This is a genomic window from Bacteroides sp. AF39-16AC (assembly GCF_003602735.1).
Taxonomy (GTDB): Bacteria; Bacteroidota; Bacteroidia; order Bacteroidales; family Bacteroidaceae; genus Bacteroides; species Bacteroides uniformis.
In genome coordinates this window covers 1-12,083 of record NZ_QTLN01000014.1, presented here as the reverse complement: position 1 = coordinate 12,083, position 12,083 = coordinate 1, and the positions used below count along the sequence as shown (strand labels likewise).

Here is a 12,083-nt window from a genome sequence, read left to right as displayed (position 1 = left end):
ATAATATGAAGATATTGCTATATTTCTTTGCACGTTATTTATTGGCTCCATTATTTGTAGCCGTGATGATATTTGTCTTGACCGGAATAAAAACGATCAAGAGCAAACTTAGCCTGAAGAAATTAATCATATTCATTCTTCTGGCTTCCATTGCCGTCGCTTTACCCAGCCTGTTCGGTTTCCTAAAAAACGAATACGTCTGGGGAGGCTTGACATTCACGATATTGTCCTATATCCTCCTTGGAGCATTGTTCTGCAAACTGTCAACCTCCGATTTGTTCGGAGCAATCGGTATTGGCAGTTCCCGAACAGCGGTTATTCTCACTCTAACCACAATATGCGCTTTAGGCGGATGGTGCTACTATCTGCTGTTTGAACTGATAAGCAAGCTACCTTATTCGCTATGGAACACAACAAATATCCTGTGGTTTGCAATCCCATATCTGATTATGTACAGCAGAACCCTGTTCCTGGACATCCCGCATCCGATATATACCCCATGGGAATTGAGCTATGGTACCTTTGACCGGAAATATTGGGACAACATAGACAACTTCGGCTTCCGAACGGTCAAAGTCAAGATCAAACGGAATATAAAAGACCCGACATACGCTTCGTTGGTTGTCCGCCTGCCCAATGAAATATCTCTTGGGAATTGGTTCAATTGGGTTATCGAAGACCAAAACAGGCGTTTCCCCCAAAACAAGATTGAAACAGAGAAGGAAGATATGCAAATCGGATGGATGTTCTATACCTCAAAATGGTTTAACTTCCCGTTGTTCATAAGAATACTTGACCCCACTCTGACGAGTGAGGGCAATAAGATTAAGAATAATCAAACGATATATATCCGACGTGTACAAGTAGAAACAAAAACATCATAATATATGAAAACACTAACATATTTGCCTGTAAACTGGGTCAATGGTCTGAAGCTGACCAGCCAGCATTTCTTTGCAAACCAGTATTGCCAAACGGAAGCTCTCAACCGCGAAGCAGGAAGGAGTCTGACCAGTTATAACTATGGTCTTGGAGAGGTCCTTGAAGGGATAGGTGACAATCTTGAAATAGAGATTTCAGGTGATACCATGTCCACTCTCTGTGTCCGCCTGAAAAGCTGTAACGCTATCACCAAAGGCGGTCTGCCCATCGTTTATTACGACGGTTTATACGGGGATGAGAAACCCTGTGCAACCATTTCAGAATCCGGTCTGCAAGCCGAGGACAGCGAGTATATGGTACTAATATCCGTAGATCCGTATCACTTGATACCTGTCGGTGAACCGGACCCGGAAGAGGTGCCTTTGCATCACCCGTATGTCTTGCCGAGCATAAAACTCCATATCGTTCCCAGAAACCAAGTCAACAAATCTTTCTACAGCCAGAATTTTTTGCTGGTGGCAGAGGTATGCAGACAAGGGAATACCTATAAAATCAATCATCAATATATTCCACCGGTACAACATTCCGCTTGCCACGATGGGATTAAAACATTCATTTCCCAATTGGCACGTACCCTACAGTCGATAAAAGAAGACGTGAAACTCATTTACAGCAGGAATGTTGCTGACAAGCGTAGAGATACGCTTGCCAATAATACATTTGAGCTGTGTAAGGCTTTCTCGGCCTTTTACAACTCAAGAATCTTCTTTATCGAACAAATCGCCTTAGAGCAACCGCCGATATATCTTGTGCAGGCCGTGAATGAGCTTGCAAACGGTCTGAACTCCGCTCTTCAAAGTCTTTCTGAAACGGAAAGAGAACAATTGCTCCAATATTTCTATGAGTGGACCAATGTCACACCCTCTGAATTTATCACGAAGATAGAGAGCCTAACCAAGCTTATGTATGATCATACCAATATAAACCAGTCATTGCAGACGGCAGGGGCATTTGTGACACTGCTCAGCAATATGTTCCACAAAATGAGTGAACTGGAATACATCGGAATGGTTCGTGAGAATATTATAGTAGGAGACGAAAGTCACGAAACAATAGAGGCTCAAAAGAAACGATCATGGTCATTTATAGGTTGAGCGATTAAATCATAGCAAGTATGGAAGCAGAAAACAAAAAAGCTCGTTTGAAAGCGAAGCTCCGATTTACTTTGGTATTCGCTATCGCACTGATTGTTACCACAACCGGAGGTATCGTAACGATTGTGACTGCACAAAAGGGAATATCCCTTCTTGAAAGCAAGAAGGCCGAATATGACAATGTGTTCAAGAAACAGGCAGAACTTAACTTCCAGATAGAAGAATTGTTCCGGGACTTGAACAATCTGAAGACCAAGCGGCGAAATTCGAGTGAACACAAGCACATGCAAAAATTGATAACCAAAAAACGGTTATTAATGGAAAATGACATTGCAATGCAGGCCGATAAAAGCAAGTACGAAGTGTATAAAGCTATGCTTGAACAGATCCGTGTCATCCAATCATCAATGGATGACCTTGACCGCGAAAGCAAAAAGCGTGAAAGCAACATGGAGCAACTTGAAAAGTGTAGAATCAAATATCAGGAATTAACCAAGAATAAACTGACGAAGCCATGACAAAAGACGAAATGCTATGGGGAAACATCCGTTTCCTCCTGCTGCTGATTTTCTCAGTAGCCGCAATTTATATCATACTTTGCCGGTATATACTCAACGTACCGACAGAGGACAGTTCGGAGTTGATAAACGAAATCAACCATTCCGAACGCATTTTTGAAATCCAGCATACACATATGCAGCAAGCGCAGAGCATCTGGAATGAGATTGACTCTCTGGACTTCAACATTCATCAGGTACAAAAGATGGACGAGGTGAAGGATGGGATTTACCAATTGCAGCATATATACAAGGAAAACAATATGAATACGAAATTCCTTTTCGGCGTGTTGTCCTCCAGAATGCTTAAATGCCAATTCGACATAAAAGAGGAATTGAACAGTCTGGTACATAACAATGCACTGATTGAACGGGATTTGGAAGAATGTAAAGCCAATTTATAAAACATTCGCGATGGATAATAAGAAAACTATAACAATCATCATATTGGGACTGGTTGCCATGGCAGGTATCCTTTTGTTTTTGTTCCTGCCTTCGAAGTCGCACCTTGCCAATATTGACTTTTATGTGTATGACACCAATGATAATTTTCATTATGAGGTCAATGAGCGGTTGGAGCTATTAGTCAACGATACGGCAGCGATTAAAGGCAAGCGGCTCATTTGGGAAATGGGAAACGGTGATACACTGATGAGAAATACGGATGTGTCATACACTTACCGTAAGGCCGGCAAATATCTTATTACTTTGAAAATAGACGGAAAACACTCCGTAAACAAGTATATCAAAGTTATCTCAGGACTGGAGCATGAGGCCATTGATTCCATACCCCGTATAAATGGAGTGTCAGAGGGTTATCAAGGTGAAGAGCTGGTCTTTTCGGCAGAAGGCTATGGTATGGACACGTGGCTATGGGAATTTGGAGAAAGCGGTACTGTGGACGCATACGAGCAGCAAGTCGTGTATTCGTATGATATTCCGGGAGAATACACCATCTCATTACAAACCAATACGACGAAATATCCGGTGAAGCACCGTATAACCATTCTCCCACGCTTTGAAAAAGCAGAGGAACTGGTCACGGTAGATTCGTTGGTACTGGTACAGAATGATATTAAAAAACACTTGCAAGCCATAGCTGACGCCAAAGTCTCACAAAAGTCGGTCTATTACGAACATACGAATTATATCCGTAACAAATATTTTTGTATTGATGCAGACCAGGTAGTGGTCGTCATCAATGATGAAAAATACAATGACTTCAACGGCTATTGCCAAGGACTGCATTTTCTTGAAAGCAACAGGAAAAAGCGTGTGAGTATTGATGATGTGAAAATTGACGATTTGAATTGCGTCAAGTCCATCCATGTGACACAAAGTTATATTGAAAAATGAAACAACTGAATCTCATACGAAATCTGTTTTCTGTGGCCGTGATGATTACTCTTGCGTGCAACGTATCTGCCCAAGTGTCCATCCGCGACAGAATACAAATAATGGATAGGGATATATTCAATTATCCGGAATCAACAGACGCTCCTGTCAAAACAAAGAAAAGCAAGACAAACAGAATTGTCTATTCGGACAGGACCGGAAATCAAAGTTATGAAGACCCGTATTTCCAGCGTAAGCGGTCTTCACACGGGATTGGCACACCCTATTACATAGTAGGTGAAAAGAACGGAACCTACAAGCTCGTTCAGGCTGACCCAGACATTACAGGCAAGCCCAAGTCGATAATAGGCTTCCTGTATAACAGCAAGAGACACTTTAAGGAACCCCGTAAAGTCAATTATGCCGGATGGATACCATCGGAAAATGTACTGATGTACGACCATGCCCGTATCAATCCCCGCAACAACCAGCCGATAAGGTACCGTATAGGCATAAACAGCATTAACAAGCTGTTCGATATCCATCAATTCTTCAATGGAGATACCCTGAAAATATATGGAGAGCCGTTTTTGAAAACAACAACGGATGCGGTAGTTGTCAGCGGAGAGGTTGTTTACCTATACAAGTTAGACAAGAGCGGCAAATCCGCATTGATTTCCAATGTTCCCGCATTATCAGACAGTACCAAACGCTTTTTAGGGTGGGTTCCCGCTGACCTTCTTGCAGAAGTCGGCCAAAATGAGGTGTATCATATTGATTATTCACGATACCGTGATTCTTTGTTGTGTGCTGTCAACCTAATGTATCCCGATACGTTGGCATTACATAATGCGAATATTCAGGGTACGATGTTGTTCAACCTGGATGGAAACCCGGCAGGGCCTATAACGAATGGGAATATCCGGCTGAACTATCCTTTGTCCGTCTGGGACAAGAACTGGAATAAGATTATCAATATCAAAGGCGGAGACATCATGGTTTCCGATGTCCGAAAGATGGAAGCGGAAAACAAAAACGTGAACATACATGTACTGTTCAATGATGCCGACCTGCCTTATCTATCCCCATATATCAATGTGCTACAGAACCTAAAGCTGAAAATGAAGCCCGGATATGACTACACTTTCTCAGCAACTTGCATATCCTCCAACGGAGAAAACAGACATTTGGCCCCAACCAAGGACTTTTCAGCCTGGCTCGACTATATCAAACAATCCATTTCTTCCAAACGGAAAAACGAGCAAGAGGAACAATCATCGTTTTACGGTTTTGGCGGGGCTATCAAACAAATCTCCCGTTATGATGACGAAAGCCGTTTCAGCAACAATGTATTTGTCATTTTAGGGTCAAAACAAACTTTATCCTTGCACGAGCAACAACTCTCGTGGCTGGCAACCCAACCGGCAAGGCTTCTGTTTGCCCAGATAGACAGAGCATCAGGCACTTCTTATCAGGACTTCCTATTGCAGGCCAAATCCATTCTGGACAGCCATTCTACGAAATACATAGACCATATATCCAATTATATCGCAGACAGCAGACTGGTAAAGACGGAGCTGTTCAAGAACATAGAAGCTACGGATGCCAACTTATACCTGTACGATGCTCCATACAACAGCCTTACGGTAGGAGGAATCTTATTCCCTAAAGGTAGAAACAGACTGGAAAGCAACGCTTTGGAAACAGCCTTGGATTCCGTATTATGGCAATCTTTCGAAACGGACAGCCTACTGTTGCACTCACTTAAAGATTATGAGCGAAATATAGGTGTCCTAAGAAGCCGTCCCACATCCGAACTGACGCATATATTCCATCATACGGAAAATCCTGACAGTATGAGCCTTGACGATATAGATAGAAACAGCGTGAATGACACCTACTATATAAAGGCCTCCGTAGCGGACAGTATAATGGACGGGTACGAATATGGATATCTACTCGATGACAAGGAAGTGATGGAACTGCTGCAAAGCTACAGGGGACTGCTCCCGGAGTTCTCAGATAACATAGGGAAAAAGGAGCTAAGAGTGCTTCGCAAGCAATTTAACCGGCAAAAGAAAAGCATAAACAGAAGTTTCTATCGAAAAGTATTGCCCAGAAATCCATATTTGGCTCAAATCTTCTATTGTAAGACGGGAGTCATGGCCAATGACAGCCTTTTAAATTCAACAAAGGTGAAGAAACTAAAGAAAAGAAAGGTTGAACTGACGGACTTTAATAGTGGCTATACAGCCCTGATTTCAAAGATGAAGAGACTGGAAGACATGTATCAACGCAACCTTTTCAGACCTGTATTCATCGCCGGCAAGAAATATTATTTTATTCCGAAACAATTAATACTGTAAATAAAATGGAACCAACAAGAGAACAACTACAGGCAGAGATTCTTGAAATCCTATATCAGAAGTGCCTCCAGAAGCCAATATGGGTATCTTGTGCAGAAATATTTTGGAGCATCAGCAACCTCAAGGTATCAGAACGGAGTGTCAAGGACGTTCTTGACTGGCTGGTAAAAAACGACCTTGTAATTTATCAAGCGGATAAATACCAGATTGCCAAGCGCGAATTTATGGATATATCAAGACGTAAGGCTCTTGAGAAAAAAGAGACCGAAGAAAATGCCGAAGTCCGGACTGTAGAGTATGGAACATCCATTCCGCCTCACACGATGAACCATCATCCATGGCTTGAACGAGAGTACCAACAACCTGTCGCGAAATCATCAAACACAATGTTTGCCATCATAGCATTAATAGCCTTTCTGATCAGTGGCACACTTGTTGGCATACTCCTGTTCAACAGCTTCGCAACGGAACGGCGCAATAATGCAGAACTGACATACCTTCCGGACAGCATACAAGTTCCCTCGTTACAGGTAAGCACGCCCGGATATATCCGTGACGCATATACGACCAACCGCAACTTCAAGAACATCCAAACTTCGCTGGAGACACAGCAACGGATTAATGCTGAACTTATGGATATCTGCAAGGCACAACAATCCCAGATTAATATACTGACAACTTGCTCCAAACAACAAGCGGCGGACATCGAACATTTGGAAAAGGAACGGAAGATCTATACATGGATGATTGCCCTTGCACTCCTGGTATTAAGTTCATTGCTCATCTGCCGATATGGACGTAAGAATTAGGACATCCGCAAACATTCAGACTGTATAGTCAATCTGCTAACGGTATCTGCCACTTTCATGCGGTGGATACCGTTTTTCTGCATTCCGGCAGCAGTTTGCTTTCCGACGGTTTCGTCCGTTCCTGATAAAACTTCTTCTACAAGTGTTATTACAATACCGAGAATCAATTTAATAGCGACACATCATCAACGGGGCGTATTTCTAATCATATAGGACAGTGGCTTTATACACGAACATTAGTTTAAAACGTGTTAAAATGAAAACAACAGCAAAAAAACGCGCTAAAAAATTTGGAAAAATGAATATAAGCACTTATATTTGCTCACATCAAAGATGATGTTTTATTTTCTTCTCTTTTTCCCACAATAAAACTGAGTCATCCGGAGGCTGAGAGGAAATTTCAAAAAATCGTTTTTGAGGTTTTCTCTTTTTTGCATCTATACCGGTTAGGGCGCAAGGACGGAGAAACCGAAGTAAAATAATTAAGTTTAACCCATTAAATCCAAGTATTATGGCATTTAGAGCATCATTGGAACTTAACAACAAGGAATTTGACGTCCTTTATTCAAACTATGAGTTTAGTCGTAACACGGACCCTAAAGGTATGCCCTCTTCAAGCGTATTGGGTGGTAGAGTAAAAGCAACCATCGAATCAACAGAAGACACTTCGGTCATCGAAGCGATGTTGAACAGCCCTTTCAAACCTGTAGAAGGAAAGATTATCTACAAAAAAACGGAGGAAGATGCCAAGATGAAGGAGATCCAGTTCAAGAACGCATACATCGTTCACTACTCGGAAACTCTGGACGCGAACAACGATGTGCCTATGACAATCACCATTACGTTCTCCGCTGAAGAAATCATCGTCGGCAGCGCAGCTCTTGACAACCGTTGGCCGAAGAAATAAATCGGCGTACATAGGTAAATCCTAAATCAAAACATTTGTCAGGCCGTCCGACGGACTTCCGCCGGGCGGCTTTGGCAATTTGGATATAAACCGTCAAATATAATGCCGCCATGCTGGAACAAAAAAAAGTCACATTGGAAATAGCCGGCATACCCATGCCGTCGTTTGTGCAGTTGATGCTCAAACAGAGCATCAATGAGCATCACTACTTTGAGATAACACTGGATATCCAAGCCATAGAAGCCTATGGTGTGGAAATCCCGGAGGCATCAAAAGACTGGGTTGGAAAAAAAGTAATCATGGACTTCGGCGGCACTGTTTTTGTCGGCGTGGCCACCATGGTGGGACTTCATCGTTCCGGTGGAACACACGGAAATATAAAAGTGACGGGATATTCGTCAACATTCCTACTGGAGTCAGACCACACTTGTGCCTCATGGTGCAACAAATCCTTGTCTGACATCGTTAAGGAACTTACAGACAAGGCGGGAGTGCAAGCTCTTGTCAATCCGGAAACAAAATCGAAGCTGGAATACGAATGCCAGTACGAGGAAACCAACTTCAGATTCATACAACGGCTTGCCCGCCAATATCAGGAATGGCTCTACTACGACGGACAGAACCTTGTATTCGGGAAGCCACAGGCCGGCTCGACGACCAAGCTGACATACGGCGAGGAACTATCCGTGCTCGATGTCTGCTCGCAGACACTTGCCCGACCAATAAAGGGAAGTTCTTACCATTCGGTGAACGACCAGACCTATAACGGCCAATCCCCCGATACCGCAGCCGGACAAAACACATTGGGACAAGCGGCCTTTGACTCGTCATTGGCTTTGTTTACCGCTCCCGCTGTCCAACGGGCGGAACCGCGCATAACCAATAAGGGTGAACTTGACGCCTATTTCCAACGCAGGCAGCAAAGCGACAGCGCCGCATCCAGTTTCATCACCGGGGAAAGCGATTGCCGCATCCTTACGGTGGGCAGTATCATAGATGTTCATACCGCTATCCATACAGGAATAGGTATCCACGTAAAAAATAGCATCGGCACCTATATCATTACGGAAATAACCCACGTAGCCGGTATGGGTGACAGTTACCAGAACTATTTCACCGCACTTCCGTCTTCTATTCCCACCCTTCCATGCCCGGATGTACCTCTGCCTGTCGCTCATACACAGCAGGCCGTGGTTGTCAGCAACGAGGACCCGAAAAAGTTAGGCCGCGTCCAAGTCAAGATGAACTGGCAGACCGGCCCGATGCAAACCTCGTGGATACGGGTGCTCACTCCCGACGCAGGTACAAGCGACAAAGTGGCCACAAACAGAGGATTTGTATTCATACCCGAAAAGGGAGACCAAGTCATGGTGGCATTCAGATATGATGACCCGAACCGTCCGTTTGTACTTGGCAGCTTATTCCATGGAAAGTCAGGCACCGGTGGCGGCAGTTCAAACAAAACAAAAAGCCTGACTACCCGCAGCGGTTGTACCATAACGCTTGATGATGAAAAAGGAAGCGTTATGATGAAAGATAAGGAAGGCAACAGCTATACGGCAGACGGAGAAGGAAATATCACAATATCTGCCTCTAAAAGCATCACCTTATGTGTTGGAGAAAACAAAATAATGATTGATAGCGAAGGCAATATATCATCTAATGCGGAAAAGGACATAACAGAGTCCGCGGGTGCCAATATTGCGCAATCGGCAGAAAATATTGATTGTACAGCAGGCAGCAATTATAATATCTCCAGTACTGATTTTACAGCAACCGGCAGCAGCAGTGCCACGGTCAGCGGTACAACAAAGGCTACGATAGATTCTTCCGGAACCACAGCCGTAGCCGGAACTATTGTCAAATTGAATTAACAGCATATGAGCAACGCCATACAACAAATAGCAGACAAGATGCTCTACCAATGGGAAGATGCAGTCAGGAAACCGGTCAAGTTAATCCGTATCGTCATCAATCCAGGAGACGAAAGTATGCTTGATGCTTTCTATGACTATATGCTTGCCCTTGATAGCGAAGAGGAAGATATGGTGTTCCTCATAGAACTTCCGTTCAGTTCCAGAACCGATTTCTCAAAAGATGTTGTAGGGTATATTGCACAACAAGTAGAATACTGGAATAACTCAAAGAAACCCGAAGATATTGTCTTTGAACGTGTTGATTGGATAGCTGATTATAAGTCGGAAGAAGCGGAAAACGATGCATCCGTCGCAGTTGCCAACTTCAACAAGCTGACAGAATCCCTTGTAAAAGGGACTGATATGAAATGCAGTTTTGTCTTTAACCTAAAGAACACATACGACTATGACGGATGTCGTGAATGGTTTGAAAAGGCTCTTGCTCTGCCATTCCACAAGCAAATGGTATGGGGGATATCCGACATAAAAGACTATGAACAGTTTGGTAAACTAATGGCCAAACACTCCAATGACGCGGTGTCTATTTATCCACCAATAGATTTAGACGGTGCAATGGAGCAACTCGCGGAACAAGCGGCGAATGAAGACAAGAGCGACCCGGCAGCCTCGAATTTCAGGCTGGCATTAATCAAACTGATGAACAGTGTGAAAAAAGGGAACGCAGCGCAAACAGAGGAATTTGCGAAGAAATGCCTCGATATCGCTCTCGAAAATGTGAAGAAAGACATTAACTGGATCAGTCAATTTGTAACCGTATATACAATTCTATATACAGACCAGATTTCCCGTAAGGACTACAAGACAGCCATGTACTTTGCCGACAAAGCCGTAGAAGCCGCTGAAATCGGGGAAGAAAAATTAGATCCCTCTTTAGCTTGCCGATTGCTTGGAAACACCTTATTGGGGAAAGCCTCCATCTATGTACGAGAGTCGCTTTGGAAAGAAGCGGCAGAGACGTACTATCGCGGTGCTGAAGCATACTCCAGATGCAACGATTACCTAATGCAAAGTGAAGCATTGAGATTGTGTGGTTGGTGCCGGGAAAATAATTATGAGAAATCGTTAGCTGCGGAATGCTATGTGGAAGGTTTCAGACTTTCAGATAAACTTTCCATAGACCTGATAAAAAACTCCTCTTATCCTCTCCTGTTATTAAGCCTGTTAAACAGTTCGGCACGCTCCAAGCTGGTCAGTGACGATGAAATAAATGAAGTTCTGACCAAAGTGTTAGGAGATAACTGGGAGAATTATTTGTATGAGTATAAAAGAAATTTAGGAAAATACAATGGAATGGCTGAACAACATATTGCGAAATCTTGAAGGGCTGTTCACTAATGCAACCGAATATGCCTATGCGAACCCTAAAGTGGGGTACTTAGTAGTAATTTTTCTGCTATTGGTTTGGCTTGTCGGACTGATATTCGACTGGAAATGGACATACACCAGACCCGGAAGCTGGGGAGGAAATTTCTTTCTTGACTTATTGGGTCCAACCGGATTCCGATTTTGGCTCGGTGTAATTATTGTGATTGCCATTGTTGCATCTGCCTATTTGTATTTTCGAGTTAAATAACGATAAAAACTGACAGTTATGGCGGACACAGGCTATTTCGACAGCGTAAGTGCAAACCTAAAGACCGGCGTAGGCGCGCAGGTCAAGGGTATCTCGGAAGGCGTCAAGGCGAACTCCGAGGCCGGTGTGTCACCGTCCGTCAATGCCCTCGACACGGGCATCAAGGCGGCAACCGCCATCGGCGGCCTTGCCGACGGCCTGAGTGAAGCCGCCATGCTCCCCGTACTGGGTGCCATGGGCATGAAGGGCATGGCCTGCCTGCCTATCTCCAAGCAGCTCGACCCGGTCATCGGCGTGGACATCCACCTCGTGACGATACCCCCGTCCCCCGTCGTGCCCATGCCTCACCCTTATGTCGGGGTTCTCCTCCGTCCGCAGGACTTCATCGCGGCGGCGGTCTCCTCGTTCATCCCCCCGCCACCGACAGCGGAACAGACGGGCGACGCCGACAGCGCGAAGCTCGCCGAGGTGGGCCACACCGTGCTGACGATGGCCGTCGGGATGCTGGGCGCCACCGTCAAGATAGGCGGCTTCATCCCCCGCGCGGTCGCATCCACACCCAC

The 12,083-nt window shown here is 44.3% G+C and carries 11 protein-coding genes and 1 pseudogene; all 12 read left to right on the top strand.

The window, feature by feature from the left end; translation table 11 throughout:
- Window positions 1-5 precede the first annotated feature (5 nt).
- The gene (locus tag DW039_RS12495) at window positions 6-884 is read left to right on the top strand and encodes a TssN family type VI secretion system protein (protein WP_004322089.1); all 879 of its coding nucleotides are present in this window, start codon (window positions 6-8) and stop codon (window positions 882-884) included.
- A 3-nt stretch (window positions 885-887) separates the two neighbouring features.
- On the top strand, window positions 888-2,036 hold the full coding sequence (locus DW039_RS12490; RefSeq protein ID WP_004322091.1) for a hypothetical protein: 1,149 nt from the start codon (window positions 888-890) through the stop codon (window positions 2,034-2,036).
- A gap of 20 nt (window positions 2,037-2,056) precedes the next feature.
- Window positions 2,057-2,554 (top strand): type VI secretion system TssO, encoded by a 498-nt coding sequence (locus DW039_RS12485; RefSeq protein WP_004310144.1) that lies wholly within the window; start codon window positions 2,057-2,059, stop codon window positions 2,552-2,554.
- Entirely contained in the window at window positions 2,551-2,997 is a 447-nt protein-coding gene (tssO, locus tag DW039_RS12480) for a type VI secretion system TssO (protein WP_005777315.1), read from the top strand. Before DW039_RS12485 ends, tssO begins: the two co-directional genes overlap by 4 nt.
- 10 nt (window positions 2,998-3,007) lie before the next feature.
- On the top strand, window positions 3,008-3,949 hold the full coding sequence (locus DW039_RS12475; RefSeq protein WP_004310142.1) for a PKD domain-containing protein: 942 nt from the start codon (window positions 3,008-3,010) through the stop codon (window positions 3,947-3,949).
- Window positions 3,946-6,294 (top strand): type VI secretion system protein TssR domain-containing protein, encoded by a 2,349-nt coding sequence (gene tssR, locus DW039_RS12470; protein WP_118356362.1) that lies wholly within the window; start codon window positions 3,946-3,948, stop codon window positions 6,292-6,294. Before DW039_RS12475 ends, tssR begins: the two co-directional genes overlap by 4 nt.
- A 5-nt stretch (window positions 6,295-6,299) precedes the next feature.
- Window positions 6,300-7,103, top strand: coding sequence for a DUF5457 domain-containing protein (locus DW039_RS12465; protein ID WP_117720364.1), 804 nt, complete (start codon window positions 6,300-6,302; stop codon window positions 7,101-7,103).
- A 511-nt stretch (window positions 7,104-7,614) separates the two neighbouring features.
- Window positions 7,615-8,010 carry a type VI secretion system tube protein TssD gene (tssD, locus tag DW039_RS12460; RefSeq protein WP_004310139.1) on the top strand — a complete coding sequence of 132 codons (396 nt, stop codon included), beginning with the start codon at window positions 7,615-7,617 and terminating at the stop codon, window positions 8,008-8,010.
- Window positions 8,011-8,120: 110 nt separating this feature from the next.
- On the top strand, window positions 8,121-9,884 hold the full coding sequence (locus DW039_RS12455; protein ID WP_032589195.1) for a type VI secretion system Vgr family protein: 1,764 nt from the start codon (window positions 8,121-8,123) through the stop codon (window positions 9,882-9,884).
- A gap of 6 nt (window positions 9,885-9,890) precedes the next feature.
- Window positions 9,891-11,267: a hypothetical protein gene (locus tag DW039_RS12450; protein WP_032555610.1), complete on the top strand. Its 1,377-nt coding sequence runs from the start codon at window positions 9,891-9,893 to the stop codon at window positions 11,265-11,267.
- Window positions 11,233-11,520 (top strand): immunity 17 family protein, encoded by a 288-nt coding sequence (locus DW039_RS12445; RefSeq protein ID WP_118356363.1) that lies wholly within the window; start codon window positions 11,233-11,235, stop codon window positions 11,518-11,520. Before DW039_RS12450 ends, DW039_RS12445 begins: the two co-directional genes overlap by 35 nt.
- Window positions 11,521-11,538: 18 nt before the next feature.
- Window positions 11,539-12,083 (top strand): annotated as a pseudogene (locus DW039_RS12440) (type IV secretion protein Rhs); the annotation flags it as partial.

What these genes read in the sequence shown, in the direction of transcription:
- DW039_RS12450 (WP_032555610.1), top strand. Translation starts at nt 9,891, where the DNA reads ATGAGCAACGCCATACAACAAATAGCAGACAAGATGCTCTACCAATGG.
- DW039_RS12475 (WP_004310142.1), top strand. Translation starts at nt 3,008, where the DNA reads ATGGATAATAAGAAAACTATAACAATCATCATATTGGGACTGGTTGCC.
- DW039_RS12485 (WP_004310144.1), top strand. Translation starts at nt 2,057, where the DNA reads ATGGAAGCAGAAAACAAAAAAGCTCGTTTGAAAGCGAAGCTCCGATTT.
- tssR (WP_118356362.1), top strand. Translation starts at nt 3,946, where the DNA reads ATGAAACAACTGAATCTCATACGAAATCTGTTTTCTGTGGCCGTGATG.
- DW039_RS12495 (WP_004322089.1), top strand. Translation starts at nt 6, where the DNA reads ATGAAGATATTGCTATATTTCTTTGCACGTTATTTATTGGCTCCATTA.
- DW039_RS12455 (WP_032589195.1), top strand. Translation starts at nt 8,121, where the DNA reads ATGCTGGAACAAAAAAAAGTCACATTGGAAATAGCCGGCATACCCATG.
- tssO (WP_005777315.1), top strand. Translation starts at nt 2,551, where the DNA reads ATGACAAAAGACGAAATGCTATGGGGAAACATCCGTTTCCTCCTGCTG.
- DW039_RS12465 (WP_117720364.1), top strand. Translation starts at nt 6,300, where the DNA reads ATGGAACCAACAAGAGAACAACTACAGGCAGAGATTCTTGAAATCCTA.
- DW039_RS12445 (WP_118356363.1), top strand. Translation starts at nt 11,233, where the DNA reads ATGGAATGGCTGAACAACATATTGCGAAATCTTGAAGGGCTGTTCACT.
- DW039_RS12490 (WP_004322091.1), top strand. Translation starts at nt 888, where the DNA reads ATGAAAACACTAACATATTTGCCTGTAAACTGGGTCAATGGTCTGAAG.
- tssD (WP_004310139.1), top strand. Translation starts at nt 7,615, where the DNA reads ATGGCATTTAGAGCATCATTGGAACTTAACAACAAGGAATTTGACGTC.